General features: G+C 69.7%; 20 protein-coding genes. 7 read left to right on the top strand and 13 right to left on the bottom strand.

Annotated elements, in window-relative coordinates; genetic code table 11:
* Positions 1 to 1,376 precede the first annotated feature (1,376 nt).
* The 4 genes from ACH4XV_RS46340 to ACH4XV_RS46355 form a co-directional block, all read right to left on the bottom strand.
* Positions 1,377 to 1,694 (bottom strand): hypothetical protein, encoded by a 318-nt coding sequence (locus ACH4XV_RS46340; protein ID WP_395800302.1) that lies wholly within the window; start codon positions 1,692 to 1,694, stop codon positions 1,377 to 1,379.
* A complete protein-coding gene (locus ACH4XV_RS46345; protein WP_395800304.1) occupies positions 1,691 to 2,899 on the bottom strand; it encodes a Shedu anti-phage system protein SduA domain-containing protein in 1,209 nt (402 codons plus the stop codon). Before ACH4XV_RS46345 ends, ACH4XV_RS46340 begins: the two co-directional genes overlap by 4 nt.
* A gap of 433 nt (positions 2,900 to 3,332) precedes the next feature.
* Entirely contained in the window at positions 3,333 to 4,292 is a 960-nt protein-coding gene (locus tag ACH4XV_RS46350; protein ID WP_395800306.1) for an alpha/beta hydrolase, read from the bottom strand.
* Positions 4,293 to 4,412: 120 nt separating this feature from the next.
* On the bottom strand, positions 4,413 to 4,730 hold the full coding sequence (locus tag ACH4XV_RS46355; RefSeq protein ID WP_395800307.1) for a putative quinol monooxygenase: 318 nt from the start codon (positions 4,728 to 4,730) through the stop codon (positions 4,413 to 4,415).
* A gap of 144 nt (positions 4,731 to 4,874) precedes the next feature.
* On the opposite strand from ACH4XV_RS46355, the gene ACH4XV_RS46360 reads away from it, so the two are divergent.
* Together ACH4XV_RS46360 and ACH4XV_RS46365 are read left to right on the top strand one after the other, a co-directional pair.
* Positions 4,875 to 5,780: an AraC family transcriptional regulator N-terminal domain-containing protein gene (locus tag ACH4XV_RS46360; protein ID WP_395800309.1), complete on the top strand. Its 906-nt coding sequence runs from the start codon at positions 4,875 to 4,877 to the stop codon at positions 5,778 to 5,780.
* A 157-nt stretch (positions 5,781 to 5,937) separates the two neighbouring features.
* Positions 5,938 to 6,687, top strand: a complete 750-nt coding sequence (locus ACH4XV_RS46365) for an SDR family oxidoreductase (RefSeq protein WP_395800311.1) — start codon at positions 5,938 to 5,940, stop codon at positions 6,685 to 6,687.
* Between the two features lie 436 nt (positions 6,688 to 7,123).
* Here ACH4XV_RS46365 and ACH4XV_RS46370 read toward each other — a convergent pair whose 3' ends face one another.
* From ACH4XV_RS46370 to ACH4XV_RS46395, 6 genes are all read right to left on the bottom strand, one after another.
* Complete coding sequence (locus tag ACH4XV_RS46370) at positions 7,124 to 8,167, bottom strand: M48 family metalloprotease (protein WP_395800313.1); 1,044 nt, start codon at positions 8,165 to 8,167, stop codon at positions 7,124 to 7,126.
* Positions 8,168 to 8,727: 560 nt separating this feature from the next.
* Positions 8,728 to 9,165, bottom strand: coding sequence for a Pycsar system effector family protein (locus tag ACH4XV_RS46375; RefSeq protein ID WP_395800315.1), 438 nt, complete (start codon positions 9,163 to 9,165; stop codon positions 8,728 to 8,730).
* A gap of 95 nt (positions 9,166 to 9,260) precedes the next feature.
* Positions 9,261 to 10,481, bottom strand: a complete 1,221-nt coding sequence (locus ACH4XV_RS46380) for a PE-PGRS family protein (RefSeq protein ID WP_395800317.1) — start codon at positions 10,479 to 10,481, stop codon at positions 9,261 to 9,263.
* Between the two features lie 126 nt (positions 10,482 to 10,607).
* Positions 10,608 to 13,028, bottom strand: coding sequence for a hypothetical protein (locus ACH4XV_RS46385; RefSeq protein WP_395800319.1), 2,421 nt, complete (start codon positions 13,026 to 13,028; stop codon positions 10,608 to 10,610).
* Entirely contained in the window at positions 13,025 to 13,924 is a 900-nt protein-coding gene (locus ACH4XV_RS46390; protein WP_395800321.1) for a hypothetical protein, read from the bottom strand. The genes ACH4XV_RS46385 and ACH4XV_RS46390 overlap by 4 nt, the downstream gene beginning before the upstream one ends.
* A 167-nt stretch (positions 13,925 to 14,091) precedes the next feature.
* Positions 14,092 to 14,778, bottom strand: a complete 687-nt coding sequence (locus tag ACH4XV_RS46395) for a Crp/Fnr family transcriptional regulator (RefSeq protein WP_395800323.1) — start codon at positions 14,776 to 14,778, stop codon at positions 14,092 to 14,094.
* Positions 14,779 to 15,161: 383 nt separating this feature from the next.
* Here ACH4XV_RS46395 and ACH4XV_RS46400 point away from each other — a divergent pair, with 383 nt between their 5' ends.
* The 5 genes from ACH4XV_RS46400 to ACH4XV_RS46420 all read left to right on the top strand — a co-directional run bounded on the left by ACH4XV_RS46400 (position 15,162) and on the right by ACH4XV_RS46420 (position 20,828).
* Positions 15,162 to 15,659: a DUF1772 domain-containing protein gene (locus ACH4XV_RS46400; RefSeq protein ID WP_395800325.1), complete on the top strand. Its 498-nt coding sequence runs from the start codon at positions 15,162 to 15,164 to the stop codon at positions 15,657 to 15,659.
* A gap of 260 nt (positions 15,660 to 15,919) precedes the next feature.
* Positions 15,920 to 16,627 carry an ABC transporter ATP-binding protein gene (locus tag ACH4XV_RS46405; protein ID WP_395800363.1) on the top strand — a complete coding sequence of 236 codons (708 nt, stop codon included), beginning with the start codon at positions 15,920 to 15,922 and terminating at the stop codon, positions 16,625 to 16,627.
* A gap of 4 nt (positions 16,628 to 16,631) precedes the next feature.
* On the top strand, positions 16,632 to 18,593 hold the full coding sequence (locus tag ACH4XV_RS46410) for an FtsX-like permease family protein (protein ID WP_395800327.1): 1,962 nt from the start codon (positions 16,632 to 16,634) through the stop codon (positions 18,591 to 18,593).
* Positions 18,594 to 18,738: 145 nt separating this feature from the next.
* On the top strand, positions 18,739 to 20,127 hold the full coding sequence (locus tag ACH4XV_RS46415; RefSeq protein WP_395800329.1) for a histidine kinase: 1,389 nt from the start codon (positions 18,739 to 18,741) through the stop codon (positions 20,125 to 20,127).
* 14 nt (positions 20,128 to 20,141) lie between these two features.
* Positions 20,142 to 20,828: a response regulator transcription factor gene (locus ACH4XV_RS46420; RefSeq protein ID WP_395800365.1), complete on the top strand. Its 687-nt coding sequence runs from the start codon at positions 20,142 to 20,144 to the stop codon at positions 20,826 to 20,828.
* A 147-nt stretch (positions 20,829 to 20,975) separates the two neighbouring features.
* On the opposite strand, the gene ACH4XV_RS46425 is transcribed toward ACH4XV_RS46420, so the two are convergent.
* The 3 genes from ACH4XV_RS46425 to ACH4XV_RS46435 form a co-directional block, all read right to left on the bottom strand.
* Complete coding sequence (locus ACH4XV_RS46425) at positions 20,976 to 21,620, bottom strand: response regulator (RefSeq protein WP_395800331.1); 645 nt, start codon at positions 21,618 to 21,620, stop codon at positions 20,976 to 20,978.
* A complete protein-coding gene (locus tag ACH4XV_RS46430; RefSeq protein ID WP_395800333.1) occupies positions 21,620 to 22,942 on the bottom strand; it encodes a sensor histidine kinase in 1,323 nt (440 codons plus the stop codon). Before ACH4XV_RS46430 ends, ACH4XV_RS46425 begins: the two co-directional genes overlap by 1 nt.
* 110 nt (positions 22,943 to 23,052) lie before the next feature.
* Positions 23,053 to 24,432, bottom strand: coding sequence for an FAD-binding oxidoreductase (locus ACH4XV_RS46435; RefSeq protein WP_395800335.1), 1,380 nt, complete (start codon positions 24,430 to 24,432; stop codon positions 23,053 to 23,055).
* Between the last annotated feature and the right edge of the window lie 62 nt (positions 24,433 to 24,494).

Consider the following 24,494-nt stretch of genomic DNA (forward strand, 5'->3'; position numbering starts at 1 on the left):
CAGCGAAAAGGGCGTCCGCTACGGCGGACGCCCCCTCACCCGAGCAGCCTGACCACCCCGGCCACCCGGTGAACGTTTCCGGTCACAGCACTAGCCCTGACCACCCTGGAAGGTAAAACCGCCTTCGGCGAGCGTTTCATTCCGAAACACGCACCTCATGCACTCGTTACGCCGACCGCTCAATCGGGCAACCATTCAGCAGCGTCTACAAGGAACTCCGAAAGATGCAGCCCGAAATGGGGCCGCACCCTTTGCGCATCGACTGAGGCATTGTGAACGCTCTCATTTTCACGGTCGTCTGCACCGCGGCCCAACAGGACCCGGAACAACGTCGTCGAAACCAGCGAACCCTTGAGTTTGAGAACTTGCAACGGTGGGACGCTGCCGGGCAGAGGGGCCGCCGCGTGGAAATCTGACGGATGTCGCAGTGCTGCTTGACCGGGTGCACGCCTTGCATCAGCGCCGGGCGCATGTCCGCGCCGCTGCCCCACGACTGCATCGGGCCACCTGCCACGTGTGGATCAAATCCCTGTACCCGGCCCTACAGCCTTGCTGTTGGCCAAGACACGAAGCGTCCCGGCTCCTCCCAAGGCCGTCCACACCATGGGAGTCGTTCGGATGAAGCAAGAGAGGACGAGGCAAACCGGGCGACCAGAAGCAGCTCTCGTCTATGCACACTGGGAGCACCTGGCCAACCTCGGCCATGAGCGTCGGAGGTACCAGGTCCTCGTCGCCGGGTCGGCCAAGCTCTTGTGGACCGATCTGGTCGACGACACGGCAGGCGTTCTCTACGAGGCCAAAGCAAAGGCAGACCGTAGGACAGTACGGACGGCGGTGGGCCAACTCATGGACTACCGCCACCACCCCGACCGGGCCAATCTACGCCTTTCCGTTCTGCTGTCCTCCAAGCCTCATCAGAACCTCTACGACTCTCTCTCGCGGACTACGGCATCGGCCTTGGTCTGCCAGGACGGCAAAGGTCGTGCCGGGTCCCCGCTCGTCACATGACGAGTGGCAGAGACAAGGCAGGATCCCAGCGCCCTGTGGTTGCAGTTCTGGTTGCAGTCACTCACGTCCAAGGGCGTCCGCCAGATAGCAATCAGGCGCCTCGTCCGCAGGCCAGGATGCTCCCGGCTCTCCCTGAACCCCCGGTTGAACAGTTGGAAAGCGTGTTGGGTTCACCCCCTCACGAGTTCGAATCTCGTATCCTCCGCCAGCCTGAACAGGCAAAACGTCAGCCCGGATCGTTTCTCACGGTCCGGGCTGACGTCGTCTTGGTTGCAGTTCTGGTTGCACTTATTCCGAACATTTACGGCAAATATCACCAAACAAGCACCTTCGCCCAAGGCGGGTACACCCACCCTCACTTGCCCTCGCTACTCTGGACGCAAGTGGCGGGACGCGGCCAGACAGGCAGACAACCAGGACGCTTCAGGCTGATTGATGATCAGGTCGTCAACGGTGATCATCCCGCCCATGACATGGCCGACTCGTATCGAGTCGTCGCCGACATGGAACATCTGCCATTCCGCATCGCTGTGCCAGAGTCGCGCCGTCTTCTCGCCTTGACACTGGGCAAAGAAAAGCTCTTCGCCATACTCGTTCAGGAAATAGCCCACGTAGTCATCGGCGGTGATCGAGCCGCCGCACAAGCCAGCCAAGAGTTGCTCAATCTCGGGACGCGCATCGTTCATGCGTCGGACTCCTCAGCCGCGTCGGAGGATTGCTGTGTCGACGAAAGTGCCAGCATCCTTGCTGCCGAATCCAGCAAGGTCTCATACGTGATCACTTCTATGCGAGTGGCATGCGTGTTGTAGGTGCGCAGTGTCTCCGAGATCTCCTGAGAGGTGATCCCCCCGCTCACGTACCGGGAATGGCCGATCACGACAGTGGCCGAGGCTCTACGGGTGTCGACACCGTGGGTTGCCAGGATGGTTCTCCGGTTCTCGTCCAAGGTTCGAAGGTAGTTCTGCGACTGGGAGACGGCGCGATGTGCCGGCGCGCCCAGCATCAGGTGGCCGTTGAGCCTGACGACCAAGTTGCTTATGCAGGCGCGTTTGAGTTCAACCACGTGCAGTGACCCGTCAGCACGCAAGAGTGGAATGTCGAGGATGGTGTCCGGGGTGTATTGACGTCGCGCCAGCTCGGCAACGTAGGCCCCACCGAAGATCCACGCCTGATTCTTCAGGCAAGCGTGGAGGGCACTCTCGGAGCTGACCGGATCCTCCACTGCGGCCCGCAAGTCCACCAACGCGGCCCGCCTCGCCTTGAGTTCGAGGAACTGGGCCAATAGGCCTGCGTCGGCATCCGCCAGAACATCACTCATCAATCGGGCCGCTTCCGTGGATGCCAAGTTGGGCAGGGAGCGAAGGAGCACTTCCATGTGCCCGTACTGCTGGAGTCGCCTCACTTCCCGAGTGGACAGTCGGATGCCACCATCGCCGCTCCCAAGGCCCAGGTGGTCGACGGACTGAGCGATCCCCTTGAAAAGATCACGGGCGTTGGCGGCAGTCGCGCCGGGGTTGTCACGACAGAGCACGTCAATAGCGGCGACCGCCCGGTCAGCGCCGAGCGCAGCCAACCTCCGCATGAATTCCTCACTACGCTGCCGCGCCTCGTCGTCGTAGTATGTCTCCACGACTTCGAGGAACAGTTCTCCTCCGGCATAGCCGGCGAACCGCTGAAAACGTTGGGCGAGTTCGAAGTCCCCATGCAGGATGGCCTCTCGGGATACGCCTTCCAGGGCATCCACCAACGGCCTGCCCTTCCCGTACGTACGGTCCGCCCCCATGATGCGCAACACGGCTTCGATGCGCTCCAGCACGCTCGGCTGCCCCGTCAACTCCTGCGTTGCCTCGACCATGCGCCGCAGCGTGAATCCAGATCGGAACGTCACCATGCGGTCACCCTAGGGCCAGGCGACGACACTCATGCCGATGATGTCCACAGGGAGCAGGTGGGGCTGCTCCGTCCCCCGAAAGGACCCTCACCTGCTCCAGAGCAACCAGCCCGGTGATTCGTCCTGGTTGCAATTCTGGTTGCGTTCATGGGCATACGGAGGAGTTCAGCGGTTGACCAGTCGGGCGGTTCGGAGCAGGTCAGGACGTTGGTGAGGCTCACCGGACAGGCATGTGAGCCCTTGGAAAGCGTGTTGGGTTCACCCCCCTCACGAGTTCGAATCTCGTATCCTCCGCCAGCCTGAACAGGCAAAACGTTACCCCCGGTCGCTCTGCGGCCGGGGGCAACGTTGTTGTTGGTCTCGGTTTGCTCCTCGCTCCCGGTCCCAACCCTCGCGCGCCGAGTCGGTGCCGGCGCCGCCGCGGGTTGCGGGGTCATGTGGCGTGCAGGAGCCGGGCTAGCCAGTCGGTGCGGGTGCGGCGGGCCGTGGCCGAGATCTGCGCCTGCGGATACAGGGCGTCGAAGCCGTGGAAGCCGCCTGCCCAGACGTGGAGTTCGGCCTGTCCGCCGGCCGCCCAGATCCGGGTGGCGTAGTCGGTGTCCTCATCGCGGAACACTTCGGCCGAGCCGGTGTCGATGTAGGTGGTCGGCAGGTTCGAGAGATCGTCGGCCAGCGAGGGTGAGACGTACGCGGGCACGTCGTCATCGGTGAGGTCGCCGAGAACGCAGCGCCAGCCGAAGTCGTTCATCTCGCGAGTCCAGACGCCGGGCCCGCCGGAGTACTGGCGGCTGGAGGTGCTGTTGTTGCGGTGGTCGAGCATGGGGCAGATCAGTATCTGCGCGGCGATCGCCGGAGTGCCGAGGTCGCGGGCCAGCAGGGTGACGCCGGCCGCCAGGCCGCCGCCCGCGCTGGCTCCCGCGACGATGATCCGGGCGGGATCGACGCCCAGTTCCTCGGCGTGTTCGGCCACCCAGAGCAGTCCCCGGTAGCAGTCGTCGACGGGGACGGTGCCGGTGGCCTCGGGCGCCGGCCGGTAGTCCACGGACACCACGACCGCGCCGAACGCGTCGAGCCACTCCAGCGGTATGTCGATCTGCGAGAAGCGGTCGCCCATCACCATCCCGCCGCCGTGGATCCAGTACACGCAGGGCGCGGCGGTGGTGCGGTCGGCGCTCTCGGGGGTGAAGACCGACAGGGGTATCGGAGTGCCGTCCGTGGCGGGCACGGTGACCTCGCGCCGGTCGACCCGCCGGTCGGCGAGCAGGGACTCGACCGGCGTCGAGGGGTACTGCCGCAGTTGTGCGAGCAATTCCATGGTGAGTTCGGACATCAGCGGCATGTCGGTGAGGAGGTCGCGCAGTTCGGGGTCCAGGGCGGGGCGCGCTGTGGTCATGGTCGTCGGCCTTTCGCGGGATGGTGCGGGGGCGTTCGGGCGGGATTTCGGGTGGAGCGGGGCCGCCTCGGCAGGCACCGGTGCGGCCTCCCCGGGCTTGGAAGGCAGCCTTGTCGGGACCTAGAAGGCGGCCTTGCCGCAGACCGGGACGTAGTCGGTGTTCTCCGGCTCCTTGGCCAGCAGTCCGCCGATCCGCGCCACGATCGCCTGGGCGGCCTCGCCGGCGAACGTCCGGTGGTGGTCCTCCTCGCTGGTCCATCCCTCGGTGACGTGCACGACGTCGGGGTCGGAGGCGGAACGCGAGACCAGGTAGACGACGCAGTGCTCGCTCGCGCCGGGGCTGCCCTCGTCCAGGCCGGTCGACAGCAGTTCGACCAGCCGGTCGCCCATTCCGGGGGCGGCGGTCAGCGTGGCGGCGAATCCGTAGTTGGCAATCATGAGGAGCCTTCTTCGCTTCGGTGGAGTGGACTGCCTCCATTCAACGCCTCTGACCTGCGGAAATGTTAGAACGATCCTCTCGCGCTCTTGCATGATCCTCGCAGAATCGGGAGTGCCACCGCGCATTGCTGCTGAAATGGGCGCATGCCCCTCGATGAGTTCCGCGACCTGCTGGCCAGGCACGCCCGCCCCGACTGGACCACCGCCGTCGACGGCGTCCTGATCTCGAAGGTCGACCGGCCCGACCCGCCCGCGCCCTCCATGTCCGGCACGGTCCTGGCGGTCATCGCCCAGGGCGCCAAACGGCTCGCGCTGGGCGACCGGGTCTACGAGTACGGCCCGGGGCAGTACCTGGTCGCCTCCGTCGACCTGCCCGTCACCGGACAGTTCACCCAGGCCGACCCCGGCCGCCCGGCGCTGGGTTTCGGGCTCGTCCTCGAACCGTCCGCCGTTGCCGAGCTCCTGCTGCAGGCCGGCCCCGGAGACATGCCCCGCACCGGCGGAGGCCCGCCGTCGGGGATCGCCGTCAGCAATGCCCCGCCCGCCCTCCTGGACGCGGTGGTCCGACTGCTGCGCCTGCTCGACGAACCCCGCGACCGCGCCGTACTGGCCCCGCTGATCAAACGCGAGATCCTGTGGCGCGTGATCACCGGCGAGCAGGGTGCGACGGTGCGCCAACTGGGCATCGCCGACAGCGGCCTCAGTCATGTCTCACGTGCCGCACGCTGGATCCGTGAGCATTACGCCGAGCCCTTCCGGGTCGAGGACGTGGCCCGCCTGTCCGGCATGAGCGCCTCCGCGTTCTACCGCAACTTCCAGGCGGTGACCGCGATGAGCCCCATCCAGTTCCAGAAGCAGATCCGACTCCAGGAGGCACGACTGCTGCTGGCCACCCACCCGGGCGATGTCGCCGGGGTTGGCCGGCGCGTCGGCTACGACAACCCGTCGCAGTTCAGCCGCGAGTACCGCCGCCGGTTCGGCGCGCCTCCGGGCCGGGACGCGGTCCGCCTGCGGGACGCCGCCTGCGGCCCGGCAAGCGTCATGCCCTGAGTGCGGTCGCACAGAATGGGAGAATCGTGCAAGGAGGGGCGAGGATAGTTCTACTGTTTTCCCAGTTCAGAGCGATTCAATGGGATCACTGAAACCCCCGTTGAGCAGGAATGAACATTCCAGTCCGCGGATCCCACCACATCGCAAGGGGCACAGCATGAACACCGTTCTGATCACCGGGACCTCGTCCGGGTACGGCCGCGCGACCGCCCTCCACTTCCACGCGCAGGGGTGGAACGTCATCGCGACGATGCGAAGCCGGCGTCCGGACGTCCTGCCCGAGTCGGACCGGCTTCGCATCGTCGAACTGGACGTGACCAAGCCCGACACGATCACCACCGCGCTCGAGGCCGCCGGGCCGATCGACGCCCTGGTCAACAACGCGGGCATCCCCTCGATCAGCGTGTTCGAGGGCACCCCGATGGCCCGCGTGCGGGAGGTGTTCGAGACCAACACGTTCGGCGTGATGGCCACGACGCAGGCGGTGCTGCCCCAGTTCCGCGAGCGCGGATCCGGCGTGGTGGTCAACGTGACCTCCAGCGTGGTGCTGGGCCACATGCCCCTCTCGGCCGTTTACAAGGCGAGCAAGGCGGCCGTCGAGGGCTTCACCTCGTCCCTCGCGCTCGAACTCGCACCCTTCGGCGTACGGGCCAAGACGGTCCAGCCGGGCGCCTGTCTGACGACGAACTTCGCGGGGAAGGGCATGGCCGGCGGGCCGCCGGACGAACTGGTCCCGCCGCCCTACGCGCCGTTCGCAAGGGGGGCCATGGCCGACTTCACCGGCCAGGATCTGTTCACCCAGGAGAGCGACGTCGCCGAGACGGTCTGGCGCGCCGCCCACGACACGACCGGCCAACTGCGCTTCCCGGCCGGCCCCGACGCCGTCCGGCTCGCCCAGGCGACGTGACCGAACCGGATGCGCGCTCACGTGCACCGGCGTGGGGTTGTCCGAGACGAACCCGCCGACAGTGGCGCTGTAGGCGCCTGCATCCCAGAGCTGCCACAGACCGCCCGCAGCATCACCGAGTCGTAGGGTGCGCGGCCCCGAGAACTCCAAGGGCGCAGGAGAGGTTGTCAGCCTGATCAACCAATCAAGAGCCACCACCCTGGTTGCAGTTCTGGTTGCATTCACCGGCGTACAGCGGCGTTCGCGAGGCTGACAGCCGACAACTCCACCACAGGCCAGGACGTTGGCGAGCGTCGCCGGATCGGCGGATGACCCCTTGGAAAGGGTGTTGGGTTCACCCCCTCACGAGTTCGAGTCTCGTATCCTCCGCCAGCCTGGACAGGCAAAGCGTCAGCCCCCACTGGATCACCGGTGGGGACTCACGTTGTCTTGAACGTCACCGTCCTTGAGAGGGAACGCCCCGCTGTAGGTGTCGTAGACGTGCCGCGTAGTCCTGGTGGGCTCCCTTCACCATGATGTGTGCGTTGCTCGCGTGGGACGGTGGCGCGTGAGGGAATCTCGGCCATGGATCGGTTGCCTGCGAGGTGGTCCGGTTGCGGTGTTCCTGGGCGAGTACTGCCATGAGTTCTGCGCCGAATCCGAGGCCGCACGCGTAGTCGTCCGCTCTGGCTTCGGCACGGCGGTGGAGCCATGAGATGAGTAGTGGGGCGACCGCGACGAGCAGGACCAGCCACCACATCCCCAGCGTGAAGGCCAGCGTGTAGAGAAACAGCAGGAGGAGCAGGGAAAGACAACCGCCCCAGGCGAGGCCGTGCCGGTTCCTCGAGGACACGAGCTTGGAGAGACCGGCGATGATCCACCGCCCCAGCGTCCGGGCCGGAAGCGCGTACCAGTCGGCGAGCATCCCGGCCCAGGTGTGGCCGCCGACGTGATGACCCAACTCGTGGGCGAGGATCGCGGCCAGTTGGGAGTTGGGCAACCGGTCCATCGCGTGCCTGGTCACGCCGACGATGTGACCCGCCGCCGCGGTGGCGTTGAGTTCCCCGCGCTCTTGAATCCACAGCTCGTAGGTCTCTTGTCGCACACCTGCCCTACGGGTCACCTCCCCCCATACTTCCTCCAGGCGTCGCGCGTCCGCCGGGCTCGGGCGACACATGCCCATGAAATGTCGGGCGATGGACGCCTCTGTGCGCCGGTGGAAGACCAGAGGCCCGGAAATCAGCCAGGCGACCATCATGAGCGCCCCGAGGACCGGGCTGATCACGGTGAACACAGCCACCACGACGAACAGACTGACCAACGCGATCGGCAGGGTCACCACGAGTTGCCAGAGCGCGGCGCGGTCCACACCGCGCTGACGCGCTTTGAGGTGCCTGCGTCCGGACAACAGCGCCAAGTCGTCCTGCTCGGAACTACCTTCATCGGCACTGACTCGGGGGCTGATCTCGATGTGTGCCGGCAACCGTGGAGGCGGTACCACGGTGTTCAAGGTCGGCGTACCTGGGGGCGCCACGTGCGGAGCGCTCGGCGACGCCCGACCGGCTCCGGCGGGCCGCGGTACCGACCGCGCCGCGCGTGGTGGCGGAATGGGTCCCGGGTACTCCGGGGGCACGTCGACCTCCACCGGCATCGCCGCACCCGGATACTCCGGAGGCGCGTCCGCCCCCATCGGCATAGCGATGCCCGGGTACTCCGGTGGCACGTCGGCCCCCACCGGCCCAGCGGTGCCCGGGTATGCCGGTGGTGCCTCCACGTCCGCCCCGGAGCCGGGGTATACAGGCGGCCGCTCCGGGCACGCGGGCGCGGCGCCGTCCCTGCCCTGCGGTGCGACAGCGCTCGGGTAGGGCGGCGGTCCGTCTCTCCGGGGCGTTGCTCCGGCCCTGGTGTCCGGAGGGGGAGTTGCTCCGGCCCCGGTGTCCGGAGGAGTCGGTCCGGCCCCGGTGTTCGGGCTCGGCTCCGGAACGGCGTCCGGCTCGTACACAGACATGACAGTAGATCTCCTGGGGATCGTCCTGGATGCCGGAAAAGACGCGCAGTCGTTTACGCGGCAAGGAGGGAGCCCGGCAGCAGGATCAGTGCAGCCACGAAACAGGCCGTACCGATGCGCAACGACCGGTACTTGCCCGCCACAATCCGGCTGTTCTCCGTGAGCGCGACGAGAATCGTGGCCTCGGGGGCGCGCTCCGTATCCCGCAGTGCCTCCTCCAGCGCCGTGGGCCTGTGGCCGGCGGCGCTCCGTATGTCGGCGAAGTGGGTGATGGGCATTCCCGGCTGCCATGCGCGCGCCCGGTAACGCGGGGTTACCGCCATCAAAAGGGCGGACAGCGAGACCACGAGGCACGTCGTGCCGGTCCACCACAACCACTGGCCGAGCGCGGCCAGCACGCCGGGATGCCAACCACGCGTGCTGAGCACACCGACGAGCACGGCCACAACCATGCCCTGGGCACCGACCAGCACGGAGCTTTTGGTGTCCACCCTGGCTGCCTCCTGCCGAAGGTCCTTCAGGAGCCGCTCGGCGGTACGCAGGTCGAAGGTTTGCGCGGGAGAGTCCGGCGCCTGCCCTGCGGGCGTCATGGGACCGGCGGCGGATTCGGGACCCGGTAGCCGAACACGGCACCCGCGTCCTGCGGCGGCGCATCGCCGGTGTCGAAGCCGGCCTCCACCGAATCGGCCGTGACGGCCTCGCCGTCGGCGGGGGACTCGATCGACGCGGTCTCGGACGGCGCCTCCCCCACGACGGGTTCCCTGCCGGGTGCCATGGGCCCGAGCCTCGCGCTCAGAACCTCCCTGATGACGTTCGCCGCCAGTCTGCGCGGCTCGTCCAACTGGTGTTCCTCCAACCCGCCGGGGCCGCCGCCGAGCGCTTGCAGCGCGACCTGCAATTGGGCCTGTAGAGCGTTGAGTTGATCCTGCCGAAGGTTCTCCATGACCAGACGCGCGTCTTCCGGGTGCTGTGCGAGTTGGAACGCCATCGCGCTCGGTCCGCCCCGCTCCAGGTAATGGGTGTAGTACCGGATCTTCTGCGCCTCGATCGCCTGTCGTTCCAGTTCCTGCTCGCCGCGGACCAACTCCCTCTGGTGGTCCAGGTTCTGGGTCTGCAGTTCGATCAAATGCCGGTGTCGGCCCTGCGCGAGCGCACGCTCCGCCGCCAGTTCCTCCTCCCGCATCAGCAGCGTGTGCTGCGGATCGAGCGTTTGCCGGGCGAACTCGATCTCGCGCAGTTTCCGGGCATGCTCCAGGGCGGCCTCGTCCCGCCGGACCTGAATGCCGCACCGCACGCGCAGTCCGGCCGCGGTGCCCAGCGGACCGGCCGCGGCCAGCACGCCCTGTGCGTCCTTCTCCGCAACGGCACTGTCCTCCATCGCGTACGCGCGCAGCACGGGCCTGATGAGACCGTCGACGAGCCGCTGCACCATGGCGGGGACATCACGTTCGCCACTGGCGACGAACGCCGCCGGGTCCGCGACCTGCCAGTCGCAGCCCATGGTGACCTCGAAGGGGAAGGCGTCGTTGTTGCTGGGCAACGCGAGTAAGGCCCGGGCCTCGTGCAGGCCCACATCCACCGAGTAGACGCTGGTCCACCGGCGGGTGGCAATTTCGGCGCGGCTCGGACGATGCGGCGGCAGGAAGGTGTCGAGACCTCCCTTGGCGGTGGTGAAGACCAAGGCGTAGTCGATCCTGGTGGTGCGCAGCGGTCTGAAGCGTGACAGCTCCTGAATGGTGACCACCGGGTCGACGATGTGCGTGTCCCGGTTCGCGTTCTGTTCCCACTGCGGGGGCGGGCTCATCATGCGTTTGCTCTCCTTGAGAGGGTCCGGACGGCAGGAACCGGTGCGGGTTCGTCGCGTCGGCCGGGGCCGGGTCGAACCAGTGCGGACGATCGACCTCGGTTCGGGCAGGTGTCGCGTCGGCCGCGCCTACGGTGTCGGATCGGAGGACGGCCGCGCCGATGGTCCCGGCACCGGCAACGTCGCGCGAAGTCGCCGCGCGACAGCCGGCGGGAACTGCTCGCTCTCCCCGCCGCGCAGGTTGTCCACGAGATAGACGAGCCGTTTCGCGTCCTCGGCGGTGACGGCCAGCATGGGGAGCAGCTCCGCGAGGGCGCGTTCGGCATCCGGGTCACGGTCGGCGGCCCGAATCCATCGGCGCATGGCTTCGAGACCGGATACCGAGGACATCGGATCGTTGAGGATGCTGCGCCACAGGGCTGCGAGAGACTGCCGCAGGAAGGCACCCGGAGTCGCCGGTGCACTCCGCGCGCGGGCGAAGAGGTCGAGCAGGAGGGGACGTCCGGTGTCGGGCGGGCCGTCCGTGGGCCCACATGCGTGGATGACCGTGCGCAGGGCGAACTCCCGCGTGGCGCTGTGGCGTGTCAACGGCACCAGCCTGGGCCACAACCCGGTCGCGGTGTCCGCTGCGGCACCCGTACCGCGGCCACCCGTGACCTCGGTGCCCTGCGCGCTGTCGGCGTGCCCGACGTCCTCCGACAAGGCCGTGTACTGGTCTGCGGCGAGCAGCAGTGTCGCGGCGGATTGGGCTATCTCGTCGATTTCCTCGGGCCACGCACGAGCCGGACCGCTGCCTCGTGACTCCAGGGCGCGCACAGCCTCGATCAACGCCGTGAGGGCGTGCCCGGGAAAGGTCTCGCCCACGAGTGCGTAGGTGCGTACCGCCGTCCGGCGCATGTGGTGATCGGGCGCGGCGCACCACGCCCGAAGAATGTGGGGCACGTGCGGGGCACCCAGGTGATGGGCGAGGGCGAGCGCGCTCGCGGCGGCGAGCCGGGCGCGGAATCGTCGGTCGGCCGCCCAGGGCTGGATGAGCAGGGCCATGGTCGAAGGAAGATCTGCCTGGGCCAGTACGGCGGTCGTGGAGGCGGCACGGTTGCGAACGAGCGGACGAGGATCGAATGCCAGCTTTCGCAGCCACGCGACCATGGCGGGACGTGCCGACGGATGTCCGGTCCAGACCTCGCGGAGCAGGGTGATGGCGGTGAGTCGGTCCCGGAACTGGATCTTCGTCTGAAGTACCGGCCCCCACTCGGTTTCCTCGGCCTCCTGGTAGCGGTCCGCCTGAGCGAGCTCGACACGCTGGGCGCTGGAGGTACCGAAGACGGGGATACAGGCCGGCTCGTCTGGATTCTCGATGCGCTGCAAGAGCCCGAACAAGGCATCGCTCAACTCGGCGGTCAACGCGTAGGGGGCCTCGTCGAAGGCGGCCAGGGCAACCAGGAACGCCTTGTCGTGCAGGGTCTGATCCATGCCGTCGAACCACCGTCGCACCTGCCGCTCGGCGGCGTAGTAACCGAACATCGCGAGGCCGTCCAACGAGAGCACACCGCAGGCGTGTTGGGCGATTCGGTCGGCGAATCGCGCCAGTTCGGCCACGGGGCGCCGGTGCGCGAGCACCGACCGAACCGCGGGTAAGGCAAGTAGGTCCTCGATCGCACGTCCGCCCAGATCCTTGTGACGCAAGTGTCCGCGCAGAATCCGATCGGGTTCGGGCAGCTGCCACGATACGAAGTCGACGCCTTGAACGACCGGGTGAGGCCCGACCACGATGACAAGGTGGCTTTCGGTGGCGTGCAGTTTCTCACTCAGTGCCCGTACGTGGTGTTCACGCAGCGGCCGTTCGGCGCTGGTTGCGAAGTCGGCGAGCAAGTGCCCGCATCGAGAACGAAGTTCTCCGGCGTAGCGCCCGGGCGAGAGCGCGGGATCCAGCGCCCGATACGTGGCGGATCCGGCGGCACGCAGCAACATGAGAGCGGCGGTACGGCGCCCGGTCGTCGCCGGGCCGGAGATGACCGCGACACGCTGCCGCCGGAGGAGGTCGAGTGCCAAGCCGAAGGGACTGTCGGGTTGCCACGTGGCGTCGGCCTCGCCGCATGAGGCCGGCACCCGCTCGGACTCCTCGTCCTGCGGACTCGTCGAATGAACAAAGCTCAGGGCGAGCGCCTCGACCTCGGCGACAGGGATCTCGCCGGACGTCTCTTCGCCGTCGCCACCGAGGTGGTATTCGATCTTGCTGCCTCCGAGGATGACGTCGCCGGTGACATGACCGCCGCTCACCCCGTGCTGATCCCCGCCGACAAGCGAGCCGCCCAGCCGCGCGGAGTGGTCCAGCATGATGCCGGGGCTGTGCCGGTACAGGTCGCGTCGCGAGTCCCACGCGTGTTCGCCGCCGGTGTCGACCTCGTCGTCGTGATCGAGCTGCTCGCGAGCCGCGGGCGTTTCCGGGTCACCGGGTGTCGGGGCAGGCTCCGGCGGCGTGGACTCGCGGCCCGGTTCCGCCGCGACCCCATCGCGTCCGGGAGCCTGTGTCCCCTGTACGGGACTCACGACGACCTCCTGCCGTCCTCGCTGTCGGAAGCCGGGGCTCCCTTGGTGACGACGCCGCCGAGGACGACATCACCGGTAACCCGACCCCCGCTGACTCCGTGTTGGTCGCCGCCGACGATGGAGCCGTGTACCTCTGGGGTCCCATGAAAATGGAACACCGTCCCTACGGGCCGCTCTTGGGCCTGCGCCCGGGATGCCTGCGGAACGTCGCCTGCCGAACCCGTTCCTGCCGAACCCGCTCCTTCCGTACCCGCCGCCGCGTGCGAAGCGAACCCGGGTCGAGCAGTCCGACTCTGATCCCCCGTCTCCGAAGCACCCGCTGCCCCGTGCCGGTTGTGCAGCCACGCGCAGACCACACCGTCCTTGACCTCCAGCTCGATACGTTCGAAATGTTCCGGCCGCACCCCTCGATAACCGTGCCGGACCACACCTTCGTAGACCTGCGTACTGACCATCAGCACGCTCTCCTCGTCCGTGCGTTCGGCCAACGCGGTGCGCAGCGCTTCCGAGTCGAGCAACCGACATGCCTGGTTCAGATCGTGCCCGACGATCCCGCCGACGGTGCCGGTGTGAGGGTCGTGCGTGATCTCACCGGCGGCCAACACCATCCGCAGCCGCATCTGCGCGCTACGCGAGGCGAGGCGGTTGTGGTCGTGCAGCAACTCGGGGGTGAGCGTCAGGAGGGAGCGCAGAACGGCTGTCTTGGCCACATCGGCGCCGAGCAGCACGATCATGCCGTCGCCGCGGTCCTCGCGGTACTGGAGCGTCGCCTCGACACCGGCGGCCACCAGTGTCTGGTCGACGATCGCGTTCAGACTCCGCCGTAGGACTGCCTGTACGACGTCGTCGCGATGACTGAACCGCTCGGTGTCGAAGAGCAGAATCGTTCGGTTCACCGGCTCACCCATGGCTGCCTTCCGCTGGAGAAACGGGCTCCCAAGGCCCGGCTGGACACCCAAGACGGTGTCAGAGGAGACGGTTGCCGCGCGATGGAAACCGGCACTGTCGAACTGTGACCGTCTGCACAGAACGGGACCTGCCGCCCGACCGGCCTGGTGCCCGCTCAGCGAACGTCATGGCGCGCCATTCTCCGAAGCGCCTCCGGCCTGATGACCACCAGGCTGCGGCGCTCGGTGCGCACGATTCCGCGCTCGCGCAGGTCTTTCAACAGACGCGCGACCGCTTCCCGGGACGCGCCCACGGAACCCGCCAGCTCACTCTGGGTGAGCCCGGGAGTGAGTCGCACCCCCTCCTCCTGGGAGTCCCGACCGTGACCGCGCATCAATTCCAGGAGGAGCAGCGCGAGTCGTTCCTGCACGTTCATGGCCGCGTACTGCACACGCCGACGGTCGCTGTCACGAGTCCTGTCTGCGGTCAGCGCCAGCAACTTCTTGGTGATGCCAGGCCGTTCATCGAGAAGGGCGTTGAACTGCTCGGTCTCGACGGCCAATGCCTCCACCTGCCCCAAAGCCGTGACGGTCGCCGACCGGTGCCGTCCGCTGACCGCCGCACCGTCTCCGATGATGTCGCCGGGCCCGCGCAGTGCCAGCAGCGCCTCGTAGCCGTTCGCCGCGGCCGAGGTGACCTTCGTCCAACCGGAGAGCAGGATCAGCACGTGCGCCGAAGGCTCATGTTGGCGTAGAAGCACCTGGCGTACGGGAAAAACCAGGCGGGTGCCGCGCGCGAAAAGGGCCTGCCGATCCTCGGACTCCAGTCGGACCACGAACGGGACCCGATCCTCGAACTCCATCGACTGCCTCTCGTCACCGCATTCACCCCCGGCTCGCCCCGACGTACCCACCGCGGCGACACCGCATCACTCGGCTGGCATCCTGCCAGGAACCGGGCAACCTGTCGGACGGAATTGTCCGAAAAGCATCGGACACGTGTCCGGACAGCGCTCCGGATCGCCAAGAAGCGCGTTCTGGCCGGTACTTCGCCGCCTGACCCCCGGAAAGCCCGTGTCGGGGGACCCACACGGTTCGTGGCAAGCGGCCGTGACGTTAACCGTCAGGTTAACGCGCCTTGCGGAAACGGGCGTTGCCGACAAGCCGCTCCGGATCCGATGGTTGAGCTGCGGCGACGCCCTCGTGGCCGCGTGGTCGATGTGGCCGGCAACCAGGAGGACGCGCCATGGAACACCTGCAGACCGGTGTGCTGCTCACCGCCCTTGTCACCGCGGGGCTGATGGCCGGATTGTTCGCCGCCTTCTCCTACTCGGTCATGCCGGGTCTCGGCCGCTCGTCCGACCACACGTTCGTCGAGGCGATGCGGGGCATCAACAAGGCCATCCTCAACCCGGTCTTCATGCTTCCGTTCATGGGCACGATCCCCCTTCTCGGTCTGGCCGCCGTCCAGGCCTGGCGCGACCAGGGTCGGCCCGTGTTGCCCTGGGTACTCGCGGCGCTCGCGCTGTACCTGGTCGCCTTCGTGGTCACGGCCGGCGTCAACGTGCCCCTCAACAACCGACTCGCGCAGGCCGGTGATCCCGACCGGGCCGGGCAATCGGCCTCGATCCGCGCGGACTTCGAGGGCAAGTGGGTGACCTGGAACATCGTCCGCGCGTTCCTGCACACGGCGGCGTTCGCCTGCCTGGCCTGGGCGCTGATCGTGCACGGCGCGCACCGGTAGTACGACGGCGGGAACGCCGACGCATCGGCAACGCGGACCGTCGATACCCCGGGTATGCCTAGGGATACCCGGAATCCGCCTGCCTCCCGGAGTGCCCCCGGGCGCCCGTGTTGATGGACTTCGAATACCGCCCGAACCGTGGCGGCGGGCGGGGCCGGGAGGACGAAGTGGGCGGCACGGGTGGCGAAGTGAAGTACGCGCCGAGGGGTTCGGAGCCGGTACGGCCCGGTGCGGCGCGGCCCGATGTACCGGTGCTGGAGATGCGGCAGGTGGTGCGCGGGTACGGCAACGGCGACGCGCGGGTGCGAGCGCTGAACGGTGTGGACCTGTCGCTCGCGGCCGGCGCCTGGGTCGCGGTGATGGGGCCGTCGGGATCGGGCAAGTCGACGCTGCTGCACTGCGCAGCCGGGCTCGACACGGTCGACTCGGGTCGCGTCACCCTCCTCGGTGAGGACATGACCGACGCGGACGACCGGCGACTGACCCGACTGCGGCGCGGCACGGTCGGGTTCGTGTTCCAGAACTTCAACCTGGTCGCGTCCCTGACCGCCGAACAGAACGTGGCGCTGCCGCTGCGGCTGGCGGGGCGCAGAGTGCGGCGCGAGGACGTCCGGTCCGCGCTCGCCGACGTGGGGCTCGCGGACCGGGGGCGGCATCGTCCCCGCGAATTGTCGGGTGGGCAACAGCAGCGCGTCGCGCTGGCGCGGGCGATGGTCACCCGGCCCAGGGTGCTCTTCGCTGACGAGCCGACCGGCGCGCTCGATTCGGCGTCCGCCCGCACCGTGTTGGGGCTGCTGCGGGACATGTGCGACGACGCGGGACAGACGATCGTCATGGTCACGCACGACCCGGTCGCCGCCGCGGCCGCCGACACCGTGGTGTTCCTCGCGGACGGGCGGGTGGTCGATCGCATCGAGCGGCCGTCCGCGCGGCACATCGCCGATCGCCTCGTGTCGCTGGAGGTGTGAGCCGATGTTCACGCTCTCCTGGAGCACACTGCGCGACCGCAAGCAGTTGTTCGCGGGTGCGCTGGTCGCCATCGCGCTGGGCGTCGCACTCGTCCAGGCCTCGCTGCTGGTGTTGATGTCGGTGTCCGATCCGGTCATCCCGGCCGACCTGCCGCACGCCGAACGCAACGAGATGCGCGAAGGCTTCGTCGGCGCGGCGATGCTGATGGGGCTTCAGGTCCCGCTCGTGGTGTTCCTCGCGGTCTTCGTCGTCGGCTCGACCTGCGCGTTCGCGGTCGCCCAGCGCCGTCGGGACCTCGCGCTGCTGCGCGTGCTGGGTGGCGGCCGCGGCCAGGTGCGGCGGTTGCTCGCGGCCGAGTCGCTGCTGCTGGGTTTCGTCGGTGCGCTGTGCGGCGCTCCGCTGGGGCTGATCGCCACGTGGGTCCAGGTACGACTGCTGGAACACGTCGGCTTCGTGCTGGCCGGGTTCCGACCGACGTACTGGGATTGGAAGGCCGTACTCGTCGCGGGCGCCACCGGAACCGGCATCGCCCTGCTCGGCTCATGGAACGCGGCTCGGCGCGCGGGGCGCATCCGCCCCTTGGAGGCCATGCACGACACCGGCGCGGCGGCTCGCGTGATGACGCCGGGCCGGTGGTGCGTCGGCCTGTCGTGCCTGGCCCTGTCGATCGTGCTCGCCGTCGGCGCGCAGGCCGCCGACATGATCGGCGCGGTCACCATCGCGATGGCGCTCGCGGTCGTCGGCGCGGTGGCGCTGTCGGCGCTCGCTCCGCTGGTCGTGCCGCTCGTGGCACGGGTGTTCGGGCTGATGTTGCGGCGCAGCGCGCTGGGTGCGCTGGCCGAGGCGAACATCCGCGACGGCGCGCGTCGCAACGCGGCCGTCGCGGCGCCGCTGATCACCCTCGTCTCGCTCGTCCTGGGATTGTCGGGCGCGTTGGGGGTATTGGCGCGGTCGATCGGTGTCGAGCAGGAACAACTCACCCGCGGCGACCTCGTCGTCACGTCGGCGGACGGCGCGCGGGCGGCGCGGCTGGCGGGGATCCCGGGCGTCGCGGACGTGTCGACCCGGCTGACCGTGCCGGTGCCGGTGACCGCCGAGGTGCGCCGGGACGGCGCCGGGGCCGCCCGGCCGCACGTGTTCGACGAGCGGGTGATCGCCGTCGACCCGGCCGCCTACGCACGGGCCCGTACGCTCGCGCCCGCGTCCGGCTCGCTGGCGGACCTGCGCGGCGACACCGTGGCCGTCGGCTCCGCGGTGGCCGCCGAGGGCTACCGTCCCCCGCGCGTCGGAGACACGGTGAGCGTCGACGTCGCGGGGCACGAGCGCACCCTGCGGGTGGTCGCGGTACTGCCGGAAACGCTGGACATCGGCGACGAGTTCCTGATTCCGCGCGAGGCGCTGCCCGCCGATCTCGTGGCCGCCGCGCCGGCGGAGTCCGTACTGACGGTCGCGCCGGGCGTGTCCGCCGCCGAGGTCGCGAAGCGGATCCGCGCGGCGGGTCTCGGCACGTCGACCAGCGTGGCGCGATGGGCGCAGGGCAGAGCCGATGCGCAGCAGGACGGCAACGACAAGATCTTCGCGGTACTGCTCGCACTCGCGGGCGTCTACGCCTTGATCGGCGTGGTCAACGCGCTGGTCATCGCCACGGCCGAACGCCGCACCGAGTTCGCGGTCGTGCGGCTCGGCGGCCTCGAACGCCCGCAGGTGGTACGGATGGCCCTCGTCGAAGCCTGTGCCGTGACCACGATCGGCCTCCTGCTCGGCGGTCTCGTCGCGGCCGCGGGGATGGCCGGCACGGCCAGGAGCACGGCTGCCGCGACGGGGACGGCGATCGTGGTGGTGCCGTGGGGCATGGTGGCGACCACCGTGTCGGGCGCGTTCGCCGTGACGGTGGTGGCCGCCGTGGTGACCACGCGAAAGGCGACGCGGGAGCGGCCGGTGCGAGTCGCCGGGGCGCGTACGTGAGGGCCACGGTCCGTCGGAGCGGGCCGTTCGAACCGCGCGAGCCGCGTCGACGGACGCCGGGCGCGCGACCGGAAGGCCAGGCGGGCTCGACGGCCCGGTGGGTACGGTTTGCGCACCGCTGCCAACGATCACGAGAGGACCCGCCGTGCCATCGTCCGCCCTGCTCCGCAGCCGACGGTCCGGGGGCCGCGCGACCGCCGACCACGCGCCTGCCGACGGCAGCGCCGGCGCGGGCCTGCGGCGACGGCTGCGACGGCTGCGACGCGGGCTCGCCTACCTCGCCCTCGGCCTGCCCGTCGGCCTCCTCGCCCTGGTCGTCCTCGGCACATTCGCGACGCCGGTGCTGATGGCGTGCACCCGGCCCGCCGACATCTCCTCGTGGGCGGACGCCGTCCGCCGTGCCGCGCTCCTGCTGTTCGGGATCCTCCTGACCGTCGGTGTCGCGCCCCTGGCCGCGGCTCCGCTGGCCGCCCTGGAACGCCGCCGGCTGCGCGTACTGGCATCCGCGCCGGCCGCACCGGCCGAGCCCGAGCCGAGCCCCCGCGCCGTTCGATTCCGCGCGAGGTACACCACGGCCCGCGCCTGGCGCGAGGTCGCCGCCGGGTACCTGGTCGCCGTCGCCGGGCCCGGGCTGGTGCTGCTCGCGGCGACCTGGGCCGTCCTGTGCCCGGTATGGCTCGCCGCGCCGCTCGTGGTCGCGCGCAGCAGCGGCGGCCCGGTGGCGCTCGGCATCGGCCACGCGCGCAGTGTCCCCGACGCGCTTCCGTACTGCGCCGCCGGGCTCGCCGCGGGCGTCCTGGGCCTCGTGGTTCTCACCACCCTCGTCCGCGCGCAGGCCGCCCTGTCCCGAACCCTGGTCGAGCCCCGCCCCGACCCGCTCGCCACCCGCCTCGTCGAGGTCACCCGCTCCCGGTCCCGCCTCGCGGACGGCTTCGCCGCCGAGCGCCGCCGCATCGAACGCGACCTGCACGACGGCGCCCAGCAGCAACTCCTCGGCCTGACCCTGCAATTGGGCCTCGCCCGGATGGACCTGCCCGCCGACTCCCCGGCGGGGCAGGCCGTCGCCAGGGCGCACGACCAGGCCAAGACCCTGATGGCCGACCTGCGCGAACTGATCCGCGGCATCCACCCCCAAGTGCTGACCGACCGCGGGCTGGGCGCGGCCCTGTACGAACTCGCCGAGTTCTGCCCGCTGCCCGTCGGCACGGACATCGACCTGCCGCACCGTCCACCGCGAGCGGTCGAGACCGCCGCGTACTTCGCCGCCGCCGAGGCGCTGGCCAACGCGCTCCGGCACAGCGCGGCCGACAACATCCGGCTCACCGCCCGCGTACGGCACGGCCGGCTGACCGTCGACGTCGAGGACGACGGACGCGGCGGCGCCCGCCTCGCCGACGGCACCGGGCTGAGCGGGCTCGCCGACCGGGTCGCGGTCGTCGACGGCACGATCCGGGTGTCCAGCCCCCCGGGCGGGCCGACCCTCGTGCGGGTGACGATCCCGTGCCCGCCCCATCCACAGGAGGACGACCGGTGAACCCGCTGCGCCTGATCCTGGCCGAGGACACCGTCCTGCTCCGGGCAAGCCTCACCGGGCTGCTCGAGCGCCTCGGCTTCGAGGTGACCGCCGTCGCGGACGGCGCGGCGCTGACCGCCGCCGTCCACGAGCGGGTCCCCGATCTCGTACTGACCGACGTCCGCATGCCCCCGGCGTTCGCCGACGAGGGCCTGCGCGCCGCACTCGCGCTGCGCGCCACGTTCCCGGCCCTGCCGATCGTCGTCCTCAGCCAGTACATCGAGCCCGACGGCGCCGCCGAACTGCTCGCCGGTGGCGGCGGACGCGCGATCGGCTACCTCCTCAAGGACCGCATCGTCGACGTCGAGGACTTCGCCGCCACCCTGCGCCGCGTCGCCGCGGGCGGCACCGCCGTCGACCCCCAGGTCGTCACCCGTCTCCTGCGCCGCCGCGCCGAACCCGTCGCCGCGCTCTCCCCGCGCGAACGCCAGGTCCTCGCGTTGATCGCCGAAGGCCTGTCCAACGCCGCGATCATGCGCGTCCTGGACATCTCCGAACCGGCCGTCGGCAAGCACGTCCGCAACATCCTCACCAAGCTCGGCCTCCCGCCCGACGACGACACCAACCGCCGCGTCCTCGCCGTCCTGGCCTACCTCGGCTCGTCCGAAAGCCCCTCGGTTCAGGGCCGGTTCGGCTTCAACGAGCCAAGGGTGCCCGGATAGAGGTACGGGTCCGCCGGGGCCGTCGTCCCGTGGGCCCAGGCGTCGAAGCCCGTCAGCGACGCAAAGCCGGGTTCCGTGCAGGTTGCCCGTTGCCACCCGGCTGGTAACGGAATGATCGATTCCCATTCGGGAGTTGCCGTGCTCGGGTCAGGGGTTGGTGCGGAGCCAGGTGAGGACTGCGAGGACTCGGCGGTGGTCGTCGTCGGATGGGGGGAGGGCGAGTTTGTCGAAGATGGCGGAGATGTGTTTCTCGATGGTGCCCTGGGTGAGGGACAGGGTGCGGCCGATGGCGGTGTTGCGGCGGCCCTCGGCCATCAGGGCGAGTACTTCGCGTTCGCGCGGGGTGAGGGCGGCCAGTGGGTCGTCGCGGCGGCGGGTGAACAGGGCGGAGACGACCTCCGAGTCCAGGACGGTGCCGCCGGCCGCGACCCGGGTGAGCGCGTCGGAGAGTTCGTCCAGGCGGGAGACGCGGTCCTTGAGCAGGTAGCCGACGCCGCCGCCGTCGGCCAGCAGGTCGCCGGCGTAGCTCTCCTCGACGTACTGGGACAGCACCAGGATCGCCGTCCCCGGCACCTCGCGACGGATCCGCAGGGCCGCCCGCAGGCCCTCGTCGGTGAAGGTCGGCGGCATCCGGACGTCGACCACCGCCACGTCCGGCCGGTGCGCGGCCACCGCCTCCACCAGGGACGGGCCGTCGCCGACCGCCGCGACCACCTCCGCGCCGGTCTCCTCGAGCAGGCGCACCAGGCCCTCCCGCAGCAGCAGCGAATCCTCCGCCAGCACCACCCGCATCAACGCTCCCCCACCCCGCTCAACGGAATCTCCGCGGTCAGCGTCGTCGGCCCACCGACCGGGCTCACCACGTCGAGCCGACCCTCCACCGCGGCCAACCGGTCGACCAGCCCGGCCAGGCCGTGTCCCTTGCCGGGATGCGCCCCGCCGCGCCCGTCGTCGCGCACCTCCACCGACAACGCCCGCTCGTTCACCCACACCCGCACCCGACACCGCTCGGCCCCGGCATGCTTGGCGACGTTCGTCAGCGCCTCGGTCACCACGAAGTACGCCGTATTCTCCACCACCGGGGCGAACCGCCGCCCCTGCGGCAACTCGGCCGTCAGCGTCACCGGGACCGGACACCGCGCCGCCGCCGCGGTCAGCGCCGGCACCAGGCCCCGGTCGGCCAGGATCGGCGGCGCGATCCCCCGGGACAACGCCCGCAGTTCGGTCAACGCCTCGTGGCTCTGCGAAATCATGTCGGCGACCAGCGGCCGGGCCCGGTCGGGGTCGTCGTCGAGCCGACGGGCCACCGTCTCCAGGTCCATGGTGAGCCGCACCAGCCGCTGCTGCGGCCCGTCGTGCAGGTCCCGTTCGAGCCGGCGCAGCGTGTTCGCCTCGGCCGCCACCGCACTGCGCCGACCCTGGGCGAGCTGCTCGGTACGCAGTTGCAACGCCGCCGTCTCATTGGTCAGCAACACCCGGGCCAGTCCGGCCTGGATCGCCACCAGAGCCCGCGTCATCGGCGCCGCCGTGGCGAGCAGCACCACACCGATCCCGGTGTTGAACGCGATGTCGGCGGCCCGCGACGAGACGCCGAACATCAGGTCGAGCAGACCCTGCTTGCCCTCGTCGCGCGGGATCGGCCACGACCACGCGGCATACAGCACCTCCCCCAGCCCGCCCACGGTCCAGGTCAGCGCGAGGCAAAAGCCCACCACCCGCAGCGGGAAGGACACCACCGCGTGCGTCAGATCGCGCCAGGACTGCGGGTCGCGCAGCGCGCGCAGCCACGCCTTGAAGCCCGTACCCGTCGACGCCCGGTAGCCGTGCGGCGGCAGAGCCCGACCGGTCACCGCCTCCACCCGCCGCCGCTCCACCGAGGCGAACCACCCGGCCGCGGCAAACACCCCGACCAGGACCGGGATCCCGAACACCAGGACCGAGCCCACCGCGCCGATCGCGAACCCGCCGAGCCCGACCACGAACGCGGCGACACCCAGCGGCAACCCGCCCAGCACGAACCCGAGTCGGCGCAAAAAGAGCCGAAACACCCCCGGCTCCTGCGGAATCTCACGCGGCACGGCCGCCACCGGGGATGATGTGGTCGTCTGGGTCATGACCACATCCTCGCCGCCGAAAACGACCGCGCACAGCGGGTATTCCGGACCCCGGGGGTAGGGCACACCCCCAGACGCCCCCCGTCGGCCCGAATCCGCGAAAGCCGGTCCTATCGCGCGGGCACGATGTTCTGATTCGCGTGGAAGAGGTTCCCCGGGTCGTACTTGCGCTTGATCTCGGCCAGCCGGTCGTAGTGCCCGCGATATGTCGCCTCGACCCGATCGTGGCCCTCCCCCTCACCGATGAAGTTGACGTACGCGCCACCCATCGAGTGCGGATGCAGGTCTTGCCAGTAGTCCACGCACCACCGCCGAATCGTCCCCGCGTTGGCCGGGTCCGGATCGACACCGCCGATGACCCCGGACCAGACCGCGTCCCGGTAGTCCCACGCGGTGTCGTCGCGATCCACCCGATGCGCCGCCCCGTCGATCGGATACAGGTGCATCGTGGACAGCGCCGTCGGCAGGTTCTCCGCGTACCCGGCGTGCACGTCGATCGCGTCGTCCGTGATGCGATCGAAGAAGTCCCCGCGCCAGTACCACTGGAGGCCGGCGGGGATCAACTCGTCGAACATCGACTGGAACGCCGGGTACGGCATCGGTGCGGCGAAGTGGAAGGCCGGCGCGCCGGGTTCGCGCACCACGGCGAGTACCCGCTCGGCCGCGTCCGGATCGCCACTCCAGCACCACACCACGCCGCACATCGCGCGCCCGTGGATCTCCTCGGGGAACGGCGGCCCGGGCGGCACCGTCAGCAGCGCGAAGAAGCCGTACAGCTCCTCGGGCGCCTGCGGCAGGAACTCGCGGTACCACCGCAGCACTTCGCGCGTGCGCTCGGCCGGCCACACGGTGACGCCGCCGGTCACCATATTCACCGCGTGCAGCCGGAAGCGGAACGAGGTGACCACCCCGAAGTTGCCCCCACCGCCGCGCAGCGCCCAGAACAGGTCGGGGTGTTCACTCTCGCTCGCGGTCACGAAGCCGCCGTCGGCGAGCACCACGTCCGCGGCCACCAGGTTGTCCGCGGTCAGCCCGTACCGGCGGGTCAGATATCCGTGTCCGCCGCCCAGGGTGAGCCCGCCGACACCCGTCGTCGACATGATTCCGGTGGGGGTGCCCAGGCCGAACGCGTGCGTGGCGTGGTCGAGATCGCCGAGCAGGGTGCCGCCACCGACCCGGGCGGTGCGCGCGGTGGGATCGACCCGTACCCAGCGCATCGGCCGCAGATCCACGGTCACCGCGTCGTCGACCACACACAGCCCGCCACCGCTGTGGCCGCCCCCGCGCACCGCGAGTTCGAGGTCGTGGTCGCGGATGAAGTCCACCGCCGCCATCACGTCCGCCGCGTCCGTGCACCGCACGACGGCCGCCGGACGCCGATCGATCATCGCGTTGTAGATACCGCGCGCCGCGTCGTACTCCGCGTCGTGCGGCCCGATCACCGGCCCGCGCAGCGCGGTGCGCATGTCTTCGAGAGTTTTGCCGTCCATGACCATCTCCCTGACGGGACGCGGACCGCGAACCCGTCCGGTCGCGCGCCGACCGGCCCTCG

This window comes from Embleya sp. NPDC020630 (genome assembly GCF_044334985.1).
In the GTDB taxonomy this organism is placed as follows: domain Bacteria; phylum Actinomycetota; class Actinomycetes; order Streptomycetales; family Streptomycetaceae; genus Embleya.

What these genes read in the sequence shown, in the direction of transcription:
- ACH4XV_RS46430 (WP_395800333.1), bottom strand. Translation starts at nt 22,942, where the DNA reads ATGACCCAGACGACCACATCATCCCCGGTGGCGGCCGTGCCGCGTGAG.
- ACH4XV_RS46380 (WP_395800317.1), bottom strand. Translation starts at nt 10,481, where the DNA reads ATGATGAGCCCGCCCCCGCAGTGGGAACAGAACGCGAACCGGGACACG.
- ACH4XV_RS46365 (WP_395800311.1), top strand. Translation starts at nt 5,938, where the DNA reads ATGAACACCGTTCTGATCACCGGGACCTCGTCCGGGTACGGCCGCGCG.
- ACH4XV_RS46355 (WP_395800307.1), bottom strand. Translation starts at nt 4,730, where the DNA reads ATGATTGCCAACTACGGATTCGCCGCCACGCTGACCGCCGCCCCCGGA.
- ACH4XV_RS46340 (WP_395800302.1), bottom strand. Translation starts at nt 1,694, where the DNA reads ATGAACGATGCGCGTCCCGAGATTGAGCAACTCTTGGCTGGCTTGTGC.
- ACH4XV_RS46405 (WP_395800363.1), top strand. Translation starts at nt 15,920, where the DNA reads ATGCGGCAGGTGGTGCGCGGGTACGGCAACGGCGACGCGCGGGTGCGA.
- ACH4XV_RS46395 (WP_395800323.1), bottom strand. Translation starts at nt 14,778, where the DNA reads ATGGAGTTCGAGGATCGGGTCCCGTTCGTGGTCCGACTGGAGTCCGAG.
- ACH4XV_RS46400 (WP_395800325.1), top strand. Translation starts at nt 15,162, where the DNA reads ATGGAACACCTGCAGACCGGTGTGCTGCTCACCGCCCTTGTCACCGCG.
- ACH4XV_RS46360 (WP_395800309.1), top strand. Translation starts at nt 4,875, where the DNA reads ATGCCCCTCGATGAGTTCCGCGACCTGCTGGCCAGGCACGCCCGCCCC.
- ACH4XV_RS46425 (WP_395800331.1), bottom strand. Translation starts at nt 21,620, where the DNA reads ATGCGGGTGGTGCTGGCGGAGGATTCGCTGCTGCTGCGGGAGGGCCTG.
- ACH4XV_RS46350 (WP_395800306.1), bottom strand. Translation starts at nt 4,292, where the DNA reads ATGACCACAGCGCGCCCCGCCCTGGACCCCGAACTGCGCGACCTCCTC.
- ACH4XV_RS46410 (WP_395800327.1), top strand. Translation starts at nt 16,632, where the DNA reads ATGTTCACGCTCTCCTGGAGCACACTGCGCGACCGCAAGCAGTTGTTC.
- ACH4XV_RS46435 (WP_395800335.1), bottom strand. Translation starts at nt 24,432, where the DNA reads ATGGACGGCAAAACTCTCGAAGACATGCGCACCGCGCTGCGCGGGCCG.
- ACH4XV_RS46345 (WP_395800304.1), bottom strand. Translation starts at nt 2,899, where the DNA reads ATGGTGACGTTCCGATCTGGATTCACGCTGCGGCGCATGGTCGAGGCA.